The following is a 13728-nucleotide window of genomic DNA, read 5'->3' on the forward strand; positions in this document are numbered from 1 at the left end:
CCCGGCGCTCGGTCCGCGTGCGGCGGTGGAGGGGAAGGGTAGAGCGGTTCACAGCGCACGTGCCAGTGTCAGCGAGACGACTGCACCCTCCCACTGGTTGCGCTGTTCCTGCCCGCTATAGCTGCCTGCCCGGCTCGGGCTGTAGAAACGGCGCAGCCGATGATAATCCTGACCGTTGAGAGCGCTGGCCCGCAGCGTGGCCTTGAAACCGGCGAGCGCCGTGGTTTCGATATAGGCATCGAATGCGGCATCGTCGCGCCAGGTCAGTCGCTCGCCGGTGTAGAAGACATCGCCCTGTTCGGCGGCGGTATAGCTGATCCCCCAGGATGAACGCAGTTTCGGCACGTCGTGGCGAAACTCGGCGCTCAGGCTGCGTGGCGCGATATCATCCATCTTCCTGTTGTCTCCGGTTACAGGGTCGCGCATGCGCGATCCCCGTAGCGTACCGTCGAGCGTCAGCCGCGCGCCACGCAGGGCGGCATCGAGCGGGAGGGTCGCCTGGGTGCTGATACCCCATTGGCGGGCATTGCCGATCGTCCCCAGCGCTTCGTCGCCGGTGGGGAGGAGGAGATAGCCGAGCATCCCCTGGTGCCATTGATGATAAGCCTCGACCGCCAGCGCGCCGCCCCTGCCCCAGCGATGATCGGCACGGACGAGCGCGCGAGTGACGCGGGCCGGGCGCAACTGGGCATTGCCGCCAAGTGGCCGGCCGTCGGCCTGATTTACCGATGCGGCAAAATCGCCGAAGTCGAGCTGATCGACGGTGCGGCGGATGCCCAGTCGCAACTGGCTGGTATCGCGCGGCGACCAGACCAGAGCGGCAGACGGTTTCCAGTAGGACAGGCTTTGCTCGTTCGCGGCATCCCCCGTAACGCGAATACGCGACAGTTCGAACGCCATGCCGCTTTCCAGCGTCCATCGCGTGCCCAGGCGCAGCGTGACATTGGCGAAGGCCTCGCCCCGCAGTTCGGATACACGGCTATTGGCATTTGCCAGGGTGATCGGGGTCAGGCCGCTGCCATTATCCTCCGCATAGTCGAGGGCACTGTTGAGCCGGTTATAGGCGATCTCCATCCCCAGTTCGGGGCGGAGCACATGGTCGCCCCCCCGCGTCAGCGTCGTACGACCGACCAGTTCCAACGGCTTCTGCGCCAGCGCGGAAACGCCGCGATAGCCAGCTTCGACATAGTCTTCGTTGGTGGTCTGGCGTTCGACCCGGCCGAGCCCCACCAGCTTTGCCGACCAGTCCTTGCCAAGGCTGCGGGTCCAGTCGAGCCCCAATTCGCCACTGCGCCCCTTTTCGTCATAGCCGATGGTCCGCTCGATCATCGCTGCACCGTCGGTCGGCATGATCATGATCGCCCGGTCGGATTCATAGCCATCCCGATTGAGCCGCAGATTGAGCGTCAGCGTACCGCCGGCCAGCGCGCCCGATGTCGATGCCGCAAGCCCTATCTCCGGCGCCTTGCCGATGATGCGCTCATGCCGGGTCTCGGTCGGCATGCCATTGCCGTCGCTGATATGGTAGATGCCGTCGATCGGATAGCGGACCTGCTCGACCGACAGTTCCACATTGCTCTGCCAGCCGGCAATCTTGCGTGCATGGCTGATCTGGGCAGAGGGCGCGATGCGGCCGTCGCGGGTATGGCTGAGCTTCAGCGAGGCATTGCCCGATCCGCCTCCATCGGTGCGCAGGATGACATTGGCCACCAATGTCTGTCCCTGTGCCTCGGCCGCGTCGGTCCCGCGCAGCAGCACGACCCGCTCGACGCGTGCGGCACCGATCCGGCGCAGCACCTCGGTAATGCCGCCGGCCTTCACCGTCGGTCGCTGGCCATCGATCAGCACATTGCCGGCCGCGCCGCCAAAACCGCGCAGGCTGTTGCCCTCGCTCAGCAGGAAGCCGGGGGTGCGCTCCAGCATGTCGAGCGCGGTCTGGGGCTGGAAGGGCGCGTAGAAATCGGCCGGATAAACCGGATCAGGGCCGGTCGGGACGATTGGCGGATGAGCCGGCGGACTATTGTTCTGCGCCCCTTCTTGTTCGCTCGCCATCGCGCCCGCCGTCATGGCAAGGCCGGCCATCAGCGCATGAAACAACATCATCGCAGGAAAAACTCTACCGGCACGACCAGTTCGATGCTGTCGCCCTTCACATCCTCGGGCGGTTTGGGCAGCGGCTGCGCGCGCTTGGGCAAGGCAAGCGCTTCCTGATCGAGCGACCGCACGCCGGACGAACGCTCGATCCGTGCCGACAACAGCTTGCCGGTCCGGTCCATGACGAAACGGATATAGGGAACACCCTGTTGCCGCGCGAAATGGGCATCGCGGGGATAACGTTTCACCTTGTTGAGCGCGCCCAGCACCAGCCCTTCCCAGGCTGGCTTGCCGGTCGATATCTGTGGTGTCGGTGGCGCTGGCCTGCTTTCCGGCGCGGTGCTTTCCTTGGTCGGGGGGCCGGGATCGGGAACAGACCTGACCGCCACGGCTGGCAGTATATTGGTGCTCGGAATGATGATCTTGGGCGGTTCCAGCATTGGTCGCTGGGGCGTGGGCTGCAATTTTTCCTTCTGCACCTGTTCGGGACCGGGCGACACTTCGCGTGCCGGTTCCGGCGGCGCAGCCGGCGGAGCAACGGCAAAGACACTCAGCGTCGGCGTCGATTTCGGCGCGACATAGGTGCGCCAGGTGACAAGGCTCACCGCCAGGACGGCCAGTCCGATCGCCCCGACGCCGCCCATGCCCGCCAGGCGCGTGCGAAGCGGCATCGCCTGGTCGCTGTAGCGGCTATAGCTCCAACCCGGTTCGATGCGTGAAGGCGTGCGATCGGTCAGTGGCGCACGGGCGAGAGGCAGCGAAGCCATGTCTATTCCGAAAGCGCGAGCAGCAGGGTGGGCGGCAAGGCGAGGAGGATCATGATGACCCAAGCCCGCGCAGGACTGCGCGCATGGAAGGCGCTCATCGCAATCACCGCGAACAGGGCGAAGCTGGCAAGGGTGACGCCGGTGACCGCCTCCACAGCGTCCATGCCAAGGCGCACGAGCAGACGGGAAAGGGCCGCAGTGACGAGCGCGGTCAGGCCATAGGCGCCCAGCGTGCAGGCCGTGACCCGCCCGGCATTGGCCAGTCGGGCACGGGCGACGGAACTGAACCCGATCATGGCCGCACCCGAGCGAGGATGCGCTCGCGATTGCAGTTGAGCGTCACGATCGTGACGGCGCCGGCGCTCAGCCAGCCGAACCAGGCGACGCTGCCATAACCCCAGCCAAGGCCAAGGCCTGCGATCAGGAAGGCAATGCTCAGCAGCGCAAAGCCGCCCCGGCGCAACCGGCGCGATTGCGCGTCGGGCAGCTTGTGGCGAAGCCAGTCCTGTTGGTGACGCGCCATCGCCAGAAACAGCAGCGCAAAGCCGCCGAGCGACAGCAGGGCTGTTGCGACATGGGTCATGCCGGCACCTCCTGAAAATCTTGCTTGGGCTGGCGCGTCCGGCGCGTCTTGGCCTTGGACTGGTGGGTCGCCACTTTGTGGGCGGCAAAGGCGAAGCCGGCGGCGGTCAGGATCATCATCAGGTCGAACAGGATGAAGATAGCGTCACCCGCCATCATACTGGCAGGCAGGCCGCGGGGCGTAGTGGCGGCGTTGACCAGCGGAATGGCGGCATAGAGCAGGGCGCAGGCGGCCAGCGTCTCGACCCAGGCCCGCCGTGCCGGCCGGCCCAGGCTCCACACAAAGATCGCGCCCCAGGCGATGAACAGGGCGTTGACTTCCCAGTCGGCGCGTCCGGCCATGGCTGGATCAAGCAACCGGTTGGCGAGGAAATAGACCGCGATCCCTGCCGATGCGCCGGCGATGACGCCGATGTTCAGCCGTTCGACCAGACGGAAACCGAAATGCGGTCGGGCCGGATCGGGCAGCTTGGCGCGGCGCTTGACCGTCCACAGCACCAGCCCGCTGCCGACCATGATCGTGCCGCCCACGCCGGAGAGGAAATAGAGCCAGCGCAAGGCCGGGTTGGCATAGCGGCCGGCATGAAGGTCGACCATCACCCCTTTGGTCGCTGTCGCCGCGCCGCCTTCGCGCGGGCCAGCCAGCGGTTCGCCGGTGGCGCCGTCGAGGTAGAGCATCGGCTGGTGACCACCCAGCGTTTCGGTACGGGGCCAGATGCGGACGATCGCGGCTGCATTGCCGGGATGGCTGATGCTGACATAGCTGGGCTCGAAACCGGGCCGCAGCGTACGCGCACGCTGCAGCAGTTCGGGGATCGGGCGCAGGTCGGCCTTCGTCTCGCTCGGTTCGCTCTTTGGCCCGGACGGGAAGGCCGCCTCATAATAGGCGTCGGTCGACGGAAAATTGGCGCTGATTGCCCAGGGCATCAGGGTGAAGAGCAGGGTGACAAGGCCCGTATAGGTGATCATCAGATAGAAGGGCAGGGCAAGGACGGCGGTGACATTATGCGCGTCGAGCCAGGAGCGCTGGCCCTTGCCGAAACGTAGCAGGAAGAAGTCGGTGAAGATCTTCTTGTGGGTGACGACGCCGCTCAGGATCGCGACCAGCATGGCGAGCGCGGCCAGGCTGACGAGCAGGCGCGCCCACATGACCGGCATATAATGAAGGTCGAAATGCATGCGATAGAGGAAGAAGCCGCCGCGCGTATCGCGCACGCTGGTCAGGGTGCCGCTGGTCGCATCAAGCGTCCGTTCCTGCTGGCTTGAGCGGCCGCCGCCGGCCGGCGTCCAACTGATCGAGAAGCCTTCGCCGCCGCGCGCACCGGGAAGGGAAAGGGTCCAGTTGTCGGCGCCGGCACCGTCCTTGCGCAGGATTGCGTCTGCTGCGTCGATCGACTTGGCGCTCACCGGCGCGGGCGTCAGTTCGGGGCGCATCCATTGCGATATTTCCTGCTGGAAGAAGGCGACCGTGCCGAACAGGAAGATGACGAACAGCAGCCAGCCGGGCAGCAGCCCGGTCCAGGTGTGCAGCGTCGACATGGTCTGGCGCAACGATGCCTTCATGATGCCTTGCCTCCGGCGACCTCTGATGACCTGTGTTCGTGCATGTCCCGCTGTTCGCTAATGCCCATCATTGCCCTGTTTGGTTGACGTTTGGCGGGGCCGGTTCTCCAAAAAACCGTCAAGAAATATTGGAAACCGTCCCGTTGCCCACAAAATGCCCACCCCTTTCGCTGGCGTATGGCCGGATGCATCACCGCGTCGGGAGGGTGCTGTTAACGCAAATGAGATTTATTTGCAAAACAAGACATTTGATTTTTGGACGCCATGAAAAGTCCGCCAGATCAGCCCGAATAGATGTTATCCAAAATGTGACATCCCTCTGGCCGGACAGCGTAAATTGCAATTCTCGGCTTGTGCAGGGCGCTGCCAAGACATGCTAATGAAGCGCCGGAAAATTGTTGATAATGGCGGTATGAAATCAGCAATTGGCAGGGTCGGCTTTGGAGCATCCAGCTCATGGCAGCCCGCGCGGATGCTATCACTTATGACCGCTTCATAACTTCATCGGAGCCGGTCGGTGAGACGCCGCTGGGCGCAACCTTGTGGCGCCTGGCTGTGAACTGGGTGGTGGCGATGGAGCCTGACCGATCATCGACCGAGGCTACGGCGTTGGGTAAGAATCCCAATTGCCAGACGCTGGCATCGGTGACACCGGCCTCAAGCGAACTTCCCCTGATGCTAAGCTTGCTGCTATTCCTGCCACAAAGCTGGGCGAGCAATAGCGCGTGCATGTCCAAGGCGGGCATGCAACTGACCTTCCCAGTGACAGGCCACGGTCGTCCACAGGTGCCTCATGCGCCGGACTTCATCGCCATGCCTTGATGTCGATAATGGCCTGCGCCTTCTTGCAGTCCAGAAGGCTCGTTCAGGCAGGACAGGAAAAAAGTCCTTGACCCACCTCCTCAACTCACCTTGCCGGCAGCGCGTCAGGCCATAATTGAGCGCCTGGGTCGTTCAGCTGGGCGCCTATGGCTCGCCGCCGATCGCCAAGGAAAAGTGGATGTCGATGGCCCGGGTGAATGACCGCCCGGCTGCCTTCCCGGTGCTGACTAGCCAGGCGACCGTCAATGGCCGGACCTTCCACCGGATCGCGATCAGCGGCTTTGGCAGCCGTGCGGACGCACAGACTTTGTGCCAGTCGATCAAGGCACAGCGCGGCCAGTGCTTCGTGCGGGAAGGCGCACCGAACGCGACGCCGCAGCGCTGGGCCGTGGCATCGACGCGCGGTCGCCAGTTCGCATCGCGCTGATCGCACGGCGCCTTCGGGCGTGACCGTGACTTCATGCGGGCCGGGCCGAAAGGTTCCGGCCCGCAATGCATCTGCGCGTTGCGAGTGTCGCAATCGTGCGATGCGCTGAATTTCGGATTGTCTGGAGCTAGCCCGGCCTTGCCAAGGGCTGAAATAGTGGCTCCCCGAGTAGGATTCGAACCTACGGCCATTCGATTAACAGTCGAATGCTCTACCGCTGAGCTATCGGGGAGCAGCCCCGCTTGCGCCGGGCAGGCCGCGCATATGCAGCGGCTTGTCCCAAATGGCAAGCGTGAAATTGCAGAAAATTACGCGATAAATTGTTCGGCCGCGATCCGGTCGTCGAGCGTATGTTCGGGGTCGAACAACAAAGTCAGCGGGGTGGCGCGGTCGATCTTGACCTCGACCTGGGCGACGTCGCGGACTTCGCGCTGGTCGGCGACGGCACTGACCGGACGCTTGACCGGATCGAGCACGGTAAAGCGAATCGCGGTATTTTCCGGCAGGATGGCGCCACGCCAGCGGCGCGGCCGGAACGGGCTGATCGGGGTCAGGGCGACCAGGGCGGACCCCAGCGGCAGGATTGGGCCATGGGCGGAAAGATTATAGGCGGTGGACCCGGCGGGGGTGGCTACCAGCACGCCGTCGCACACCAGTTCGGGCAGCACGGGGCGATCGTTGACCTGCACTTCCAGCTTGGCGGTCTGGCGGGTTTCGCGCAGCAGCGAGACTTCGTTGATCGCGGGGATGGAGAAACGCTCGCCATCGACTGTGTCGACCACCATGCGCAGCGGGTTGACCTTGAAGCTCTTGGCCTTTTCCAGTCGCTGTTCCAGCCGTTCCAGACGCCATTCGTTCATCAGGAAGCCGACCGTGCCGAGGTTCATGCCGAAGACCGGCAATATGCGGCGGGATTCCAGCATGGCGTGCAGTGTCTGCAGCATGAAACCGTCGCCGCCCAGCGCGACGACCGTGTCCGCCTGGTCCAGTGGCACGAAATCATAGGCGGCGCGCAACCGCTCTTCCGCTGCCCGTGCAGCCTGGGTCGGGGACGCGACGAGGGCGCGCCGGGGTTCGCTGTTCATCCGCCGGTGACGCTCATATGTCGCTGGACCGCGGCAGTCGGAGCGCCGGCGCCGATCCGGAAATCATGGGCGGCAGGCTTGCGCCGCAGTGCGCGATCGACCAGCGGCTCGACCGCGGCGAGACCGCCGCTGCGCAGCGCGGCCTTGAAATCGACATGGTCGTCATGGCCCAGGCACATGTAGATCTTGCCCTCGCAGGTCATGCGCATGCGATTGCAGTCGGCGCAGAAATTGCGGGTGAGCGGGGTGATGAGGCCGAGCCGAATACCCAGCCCCTCGACATCATGATAGCGCGCCGGGCCACCCGTGCGCGCCGCGATCGGGGTGAGGGCATGATGGGCGTCAATCTCCTGCGCGACATGCGACAGCCGCAGATAATGGTCGGTGCGATCCTCGCCGGTTTCGCCCAGCGGCATGGTCTCGATCAGGGTCAGGTCGAAGCCCTGGCTGTCGCACCAGCGCAGCATCGGCAGGATCTCGTCGGCATTGATATCCTTGAGCGCGACCATGTTGATCTTGACCGCGAGCCCCGCCGCGCGCGCGGCATCCAGGCCGCGCAGCACGGCCGTCAGGTCGCCGCCGCGGGTGATATGGGCGAAGCGATCGGCCTGCAGGCTGTCGAGGCTGACATTGATGCGGCGGACGCCAGCGTCGTGCAGCGCCTCTGCATGATCGGCCAGGCGTGTGCCGTTGGTGGTCAGCGTCAGTTCCTGAAGGCCGGCATCCAGATGGCGACCGATTCGACGGATCAGGTCGATGATGTCGCGGCGTACCAGCGGTTCGCCGCCGGTCAGGCGGATGCGGCGGACGCCGCGCGCAATGAAGAGATCGGCGAGAAGTGCGATTTCCTCCAGTGTCAGAACCTGGTTTTTCGGCAGGAACTGCATCCGTTCGGCCATGCAGTAGCGGCAGCGCAGGTCGCATCGATCCGTAACGGAAATCCGCAGATAATCGATCCGGCGGCCAAGGCCGTCGGTCATGGAAGTTGAGGCAGGATCGACCATGGCCATGTCCCTAGCTAGGCCATGGGCATGGCGGGCGCAAGCTGGCCGGTTGCGGGGCGGTGAAGAGGTCGGTAACCGGTTGCTGTTACAAGAGCGGCATGCGCCTTGTCAGGGAGTCGATAAAAGAGTGAGCGGGCAGGCCGCCCCGGACGGGCAGCGCAGCATCTTCATCCTGTCGCCCGGCGACCGCGACCCCCTGTGCCGTGCCGCGCAGGAGGCGGGCTGGCGCGCGATTGGTGCGCGGCGTGCGACCGATGCGCCGCAACGTTTCCTGCGCAGCGATGCCCAGATAGCGCTGGTCGACATGCGCGGCGGGACGGCAGCCAAGCTGATCGCGCCTTTGGTGCCAGCTGTGGATGCGGGCGGCTGCGCGCTGGTGGTGCTGGTCGATGCGGCGGCGGTCGCGACCCTGCCGCAATTGTTCGACGCCGGCGCGACCCATTTTCTGGTGGCACCGGTAACGCAACCCGTGTTGCAGGCAACGCTGGCATCGGCGCAGCGACTGGTCGAGCGGCTGGGCGGCGGCGCGATGCAGAGCCAGCGGGCGCAGCGCATCCGCCGCGGCGACGCGCTCTACTGGGAGATGGACCGCGACGGCGCAGGGCTGCGGCTGAGCGAGAGTCTGGCCCGCAATCTGGGGATAGAGGCGTGGCAGCCGACGCCATCGACCTTGATCCACCGGCTGGCGCGTAATGAGCGCAAGGCGGTGTTGAACGCGCTGGAGGGGATGATGCAGTCGGGGCGTCCGGCGGCATTCGCCCATGCCGTGCCGGGGCGGCCGGGCAATCGGCTGGTGCATCATCTGCGCTTCGTCGATGGCACGGTGGCGGCGGATGTGGAGTGGCTGTCCGACGCGCAGGACCAGGATGTGGCGAGCCGCGACAATCTGACCGGGCTGCGTTCACGCCAGGCGGCACTGGACTGGCTGGATCGCCGGTCGGGGCTGCCGACGACGGTGGTGCTGCTGTCGATCAGCCAGTTCGATCGCATGAATGCGGCCTATGGCCAGGTGGTGGGTGACGCACTGCTGGGGCGGATCGCGCGGCGGATCGAACAGATTGTCGATAGCGTGGCGGGCCATGCGATGGTCGCGCGGATCGCCGGCACGGAATTTCTGGTCGGCCTGACCGGCGAGCCGGCGGCGGCGGAGCGAGCGACCTATCTGGCGCGGCAGTTGATCGAGGCGATCAGCCGGCCGTTCAGCGCGGGCGACCATCTGATCCGTTTGATTGCGCGATGCGGTATCGCGCAGGCGCGGGCGGAGGATGATGCGACCCAGTTGCTGCGGCGGGCAGGGGCTGCACTGGCCGATGCGCGGCAGGGCGGGGGCGAGGGCATTCGCATCTTTTCCGCCGAGAAGCGCAGCCGCCAGCTCGACGCCGACCAGCTGGAAACCGACCTGCGGCTGGCGCTGCACCGGGGCGAGATCGGCATCGTGTTCCAGCCGCAATATCCGGTCTATGACCATCGCATCAGCGGGGTCGAGGCTTTGGCGCGGTGGAACCACCCGATCTATGGCCCGCTGGGGGCCGGCATCTTGTTCGGCACGGCGGAGCGGTCCGACTATATGCTGCCGCTGTCGGCGCATATCCAGGCGGAGGCGCTGCGGCAGGCGGCGGCCTGGCCGAGCGCGCTGTCCAATCTGCGCCTGTCGATCAACGTCACGGCGGCGGATATTTCGCAGCCGGGGTTCATGGCCGATTTCCTGGGGCAGGTGGACCGCAGTGGCTTTCCCCGGTCGCGGCTGACGGTGGAGATTACCGAAAGTGGGCTGATCCACGATGTCGACGCGGCGGCGGCGCTGCTGACGGCGTTGCGGTCCGAAGGGCTGGCGGTGGCGATCGACGATTTCGGCACCGGCTATTCGAGCCTGGCTTACCTCAAGGGCTTGCCGCTCGATTATCTGAAGATCGATTCCAGCCTGGCCCAGGATATCGCCGGGTCGGCGCGTGACCGGATCATCGTGCGCGGGGTGATCCATATGGCGAAGTCGCTGGGCCTCAACGTCATCGCCGAAGGAGTGGAGACGGAGCAGCAGCTCGACCTGCTGGCACGGGAAGGCTGTGATTATTATCAGGGCTTCCTGCGCTCGGCGGGCGTCTCCTCGCCCGAACTCATATCGCTGGTGCTACAGGGTTAGGCCGACCTTTCCGATGAGGGCCGAGCCGGCGTGGCGTGCGTCGCGGTTGGCGATGTCGGTGTCGCTGTAGCGCAGTTCCGCCGACCAGCGGCCGCGATACCAGGCGATGCCCGCGCCATAATCCCAATAATCCCCGCCCGGTCGCAGCCGTCGCGAAGCGAGCGGATCGCGATCCGACCCGGAACTATGGCCGACCCGTGCCGAGGCGGTGAGTGGCGTGCCCGGAATGGCGAAGGCGGCGGCGGAGGACAGATAGAGATTGTCGCCCCCGATCGCCGACTGGCGCGGGGCATATTGGGCGCCGAGGTCGACGCTGGCCGGGCCGATCATGAAGCCGGCGCCGGCGCCAAATTCGCCATAGCCCTGATGATCGGCGCCGGGGAAGAGATGGTAGCGCGCGTCGAGCGACAGCCGCCAGCCGCCCAGTTGGTGGACATAGGAAGGGCCAAGGTCGATCACGGCGTCGGCGCCGCCATGGCGACCGCTGCCCCAGAGGCTGGTGGCGGCGCCATCCAGCGACAGGCCCTGTGCAACCGGCACGGAGACGCTACCGCGCAGCACCGGATCGCCGTCGCTCCAGCTCAGGCCGCGGCGACGCTCGTCACTGGCGACCTCGACCGTGGCGCTGGGGCCGCTGGCATATTGGGCGGCGGCCGGTACGGCATGGAGGGCGAGGCCGAGCCCGCCCAGCCATGCCAGGCCGATGGTCCGATCAGTTCGACGCAAGAGCGCGCACCGAGTCCAGTTCGGCCAGCAGCGGCGCGCGATCGGCTTCCGCCACGGCGATCAGGTGCGCTTCGATCTTGTCCTGATACTGGGCCATGTTGCGTTCGCCCGACTGACGGCCGGTCGTGCAGGCGCCAGCCTCGCTACCCGAAAAGCGCTTGTCGCTCGACACGGTGCGGGCGAGCGCCGGGCCATGGTCCAGCTTGCGGTCGACGACGATCGTCGCGGTCCACTGGCAGCGCTGATTGTCCATGCGGTTGGGCGTCTTGGCGCCGATGGTCTTTGTGCGGATGTCGGCACGGGCGGTGTAGGTGGCGCCGATCTGGTTGCCATGATGCTCGACCGACACATTGTGGGTCGCGGCGGCGGCAAGCGCCATAAGGATCAAACTCATTTCATTCTCCTGCTGTGACGCCGCGCTTTGTTGCCCGGTCGTCACGAAGGCATGTAGGTTTCTACTGTTGCTGCTTCTTTTCCGGTTGATGATGAATGGCGACATGAGGGTCGGATGAGGAGGGCGCCGACGCGACAGTTGAAAGTACATAGTGTCGATGCCGTGCGCATTTGGGCGTTTTTGCCCGAGAAGGCGACAGTCACGCGCCGACGAAGCGACAGTGGCGCGCCTGTAACGCAGCTGCGACGCGACAGTGAAGCGACAATGAGGCGACAGCAAAGCGACGATCATGGGCGATGATCTGGCGTGTTGCGGGGGTGGCGGGACCGGGTCGGTAATGCGGGCAAGGCGATGGGCGTGTGCTGTTTCATCCGACAGGATAGAGCAGGGAAAATCCAAATAGGAAAGCCGCGGCGCTCCATAGGGAACTGGCATGGGGATTGGCAGGCCCATGATGATTCGACACTATGATGCGGGGATAACGGGAGGAAAATCATCATGCTTGCCCTTCTGCTGCTGTTGCAGGCCGGATCGCCCGAGATCATCGTCACCGGCCAGAAGCTGGTCGAGGAGCAGGCGAAATGTTTGCATGGCGATTGCACGCCACTGCGCGATGCGCAGGCGACGATCGCGCTGGCCGAGCAGCGCTTTCGCGATGGCGACTATCTGAAGGCCAAGTATCTGCTGGCGGCGGCGATCCGCCGCAACAAGGACAAGGGGAGCGAAGCGCCCCGGCCGGTCGCGGCCATCTATGAAGCGATGGCGACGGTGGCGCTGCATGAGGGCGACCAGAATGCCTATCGCCGGGCCGTGGCGGGGCAGGTGAAGACGCTGCGCGACAATCTGCCGGCGGACGATGTGGCGGTGCTGGCGGCCTCCACCGCATTGGGCGACATGTGGATCAAGCTGGGCAATTATCGACAGGCGGCAGCGACCTATCGCGGGATCGAGGATCAGGCGCTGGCGCAGGGGCGAGCCCATCCCGCGATCATGGCGGGGATGAAGCGGGCCTGGCTGGCGGCGGCGCAGGGTGAGCGGCGCGAGGCGGCAAGGATGCTGGACGAACTGGAGCAGCGGCCGATCGCGCAGCAGCCGGGATATCGTACCGCCCTGCGCGTGCTCCGGCTGCGTCTCGCGGTGCGCGACGGGGATGACGCGGCCATCACCCGCCTGGCCGAGGCGATCGGCGCGGAGCAGGGTGCGGTGCCGATCCTGATCTGGCAGCCGCCCTATCCGGCCAGCACAGACGCCGTCGATATCGGGCGGGCGCAGGATCTCAATGGCATAGCGGTGCGGCCGGGCGGCAGCACGGATATCGCAGCGATCCAGTGGATCGATGTCGGTTTCTGGATCCGGCCCGACGGACGGACCGAGGATGCGGAAATATTGCGCGGTTCGCGCACGTCCGGCTGGGCGCCTGCGATCCTGCGCCAAGTCACGGGGCGGCGTTATGCCGCACGCGGGGAGGCGAGGGAGACGGATGTGCCGGGCAGCTACCGGATCGAACGGGTAACACCCAGATATCAATATACCAACGGGGTGGGATCGCTCATCCGGCGCCGGGTGCCGGCGCCCGGTTTCGAAGTGCTGGACCTGACCGCATCGGAAGCCGCGATGCCGCCTGCGGGCGGGTGAGGCGGGCGCTCAGGGCTGCGTGTCGGACCGAGCAAAAGCGCAAGGCTCTTCCGCCGCAAGGGATCAGGCCCTAGGGGCACAGGCTCATTCCAAATTCGAGGCGGGAAACCAGCGATGATTCAACCGGGTGCGACGTTCAAGGACAATCTCCAACTGCTGCCGCCGATCGACGGCATTGCCCGCATCGACCTGAAGGATCCGACCGGCACGGTCGTCGCCAGCATCGAGAACCAGCCGGGCAAGCAGGGATCGCTGGCGGTCTATGCCTATTTGCAGAAGGTGTTTGGTACGCTCGACGCGGCGGCGGCCGAGCATGGGCTGGCGGTGTTTGCCGAACATACGGCGGACGCCCGCAACCGGCCGGGCGCGCACCCCAATGTCGATCGGCTGATCGCGATCGTGGAAGATGGTGAGGCTCTGGCGATCGGCGTGATTGAGGGCTGAGGGGCGGCTTTGCGCCCAAATTGGTCGGCAGAACCGAACTTGCCA

The 13728-nt window shown here is 65.5% G+C and carries 12 protein-coding genes, 1 tRNA gene and 2 pseudogenes; 5 read left to right on the plus strand and 10 right to left on the minus strand.

Features of this window, described 5'->3' with window-relative positions:
• Window positions 1–48: 48 nt before the first annotated feature.
• Genes ACI6S0_RS05285 through ACI6S0_RS05305 form a run of 5 tightly spaced genes read right to left on the minus strand, consistent with a single transcriptional unit; the run spans window position 49 to window position 5006 of the window.
• Entirely contained in the window at window positions 49–2103 is a 2055-nt protein-coding gene (locus tag ACI6S0_RS05285) for a TonB-dependent receptor plug domain-containing protein (protein WP_434405217.1), read from the minus strand.
• A complete protein-coding gene (locus ACI6S0_RS05290) occupies window positions 2100–2861 on the minus strand; it encodes an energy transducer TonB family protein (RefSeq protein ID WP_434405218.1) in 762 nt (253 codons plus the stop codon). Before ACI6S0_RS05290 ends, ACI6S0_RS05285 begins: the two co-directional genes overlap by 4 nt.
• Before the next feature lie 2 nt (window positions 2862–2863).
• Complete coding sequence (locus tag ACI6S0_RS05295) at window positions 2864–3157, minus strand: hypothetical protein (protein WP_099234197.1); 294 nt, start codon at window positions 3155–3157, stop codon at window positions 2864–2866.
• Window positions 3154–3444 (minus strand): DUF3325 domain-containing protein, encoded by a 291-nt coding sequence (locus ACI6S0_RS05300; RefSeq protein WP_099234196.1) that lies wholly within the window; start codon window positions 3442–3444, stop codon window positions 3154–3156. The genes ACI6S0_RS05295 and ACI6S0_RS05300 overlap by 4 nt, the downstream gene beginning before the upstream one ends.
• Window positions 3441–5006 (minus strand): PepSY-associated TM helix domain-containing protein, encoded by a 1566-nt coding sequence (locus ACI6S0_RS05305; RefSeq protein WP_434405219.1) that lies wholly within the window; start codon window positions 5004–5006, stop codon window positions 3441–3443. The genes ACI6S0_RS05300 and ACI6S0_RS05305 overlap by 4 nt, the downstream gene beginning before the upstream one ends.
• A 456-nt stretch (window positions 5007–5462) precedes the next feature.
• Here ACI6S0_RS05305 and ACI6S0_RS05310 point away from each other — a divergent pair.
• Window positions 5463–5724, plus strand: a pseudogene (locus ACI6S0_RS05310) (IS701 family transposase); the annotation flags it as partial.
• Window positions 5725–5946: 222 nt separating this feature from the next.
• Window positions 5947–6255 (plus strand): annotated as a pseudogene (locus tag ACI6S0_RS05315) (SPOR domain-containing protein); the annotation flags it as partial.
• Between the two features lie 157 nt (window positions 6256–6412).
• Here ACI6S0_RS05315 and ACI6S0_RS05320 read toward each other — a convergent pair.
• The 3 genes from ACI6S0_RS05320 to moaA all read right to left on the minus strand — a co-directional run bounded on the left by ACI6S0_RS05320 (window position 6413) and on the right by moaA (window position 8350).
• Window positions 6413–6487 (minus strand) — tRNA-Asn (locus ACI6S0_RS05320).
• A gap of 76 nt (window positions 6488–6563) precedes the next feature.
• The gene (locus ACI6S0_RS05325) at window positions 6564–7340 is read right to left on the minus strand and encodes an NAD kinase (protein ID WP_434405220.1); all 777 of its coding nucleotides are present in this window, start codon (window positions 7338–7340) and stop codon (window positions 6564–6566) included.
• On the minus strand, window positions 7337–8350 hold the full coding sequence (gene moaA / locus ACI6S0_RS05330) for a GTP 3',8-cyclase MoaA (protein WP_434405221.1): 1014 nt from the start codon (window positions 8348–8350) through the stop codon (window positions 7337–7339). Before moaA ends, ACI6S0_RS05325 begins: the two co-directional genes overlap by 4 nt.
• 121 nt (window positions 8351–8471) lie before the next feature.
• Here moaA and ACI6S0_RS05335 point away from each other — a divergent pair, with 121 nt between their 5' ends.
• A complete protein-coding gene (locus ACI6S0_RS05335; protein WP_333702141.1) occupies window positions 8472–10484 on the plus strand; it encodes a putative bifunctional diguanylate cyclase/phosphodiesterase in 2013 nt (670 codons plus the stop codon).
• Here ACI6S0_RS05335 and ACI6S0_RS05340 read toward each other — a convergent pair.
• Together ACI6S0_RS05340 and ACI6S0_RS05345 are read right to left on the minus strand one after the other, a co-directional pair.
• The gene (locus tag ACI6S0_RS05340) at window positions 10473–11210 is read right to left on the minus strand and encodes a TorF family putative porin (protein WP_434405222.1); all 738 of its coding nucleotides are present in this window, start codon (window positions 11208–11210) and stop codon (window positions 10473–10475) included. The genes ACI6S0_RS05335 and ACI6S0_RS05340 overlap by 12 nt on opposite strands.
• Window positions 11197–11604 (minus strand): hypothetical protein, encoded by a 408-nt coding sequence (locus tag ACI6S0_RS05345; protein ID WP_180275843.1) that lies wholly within the window; start codon window positions 11602–11604, stop codon window positions 11197–11199. Before ACI6S0_RS05345 ends, ACI6S0_RS05340 begins: the two co-directional genes overlap by 14 nt.
• A 498-nt stretch (window positions 11605–12102) precedes the next feature.
• Here ACI6S0_RS05345 and ACI6S0_RS05350 point away from each other — a divergent pair, with 498 nt between their 5' ends.
• Entirely contained in the window at window positions 12103–13239 is a 1137-nt protein-coding gene (locus tag ACI6S0_RS05350; RefSeq protein ID WP_434405223.1) for a tetratricopeptide repeat protein, read from the plus strand.
• A 114-nt stretch (window positions 13240–13353) separates the two neighbouring features.
• Window positions 13354–13683, plus strand: coding sequence for a DUF2322 family protein (locus ACI6S0_RS05355; RefSeq protein ID WP_434405224.1), 330 nt, complete (start codon window positions 13354–13356; stop codon window positions 13681–13683).
• Window positions 13684–13728 lie beyond the last annotated feature (45 nt).

The organism is Sphingobium sp. DN12 (assembly GCF_051058005.1).
Classification (GTDB): domain Bacteria; phylum Pseudomonadota; class Alphaproteobacteria; order Sphingomonadales; family Sphingomonadaceae; genus Sphingobium; species Sphingobium yanoikuyae.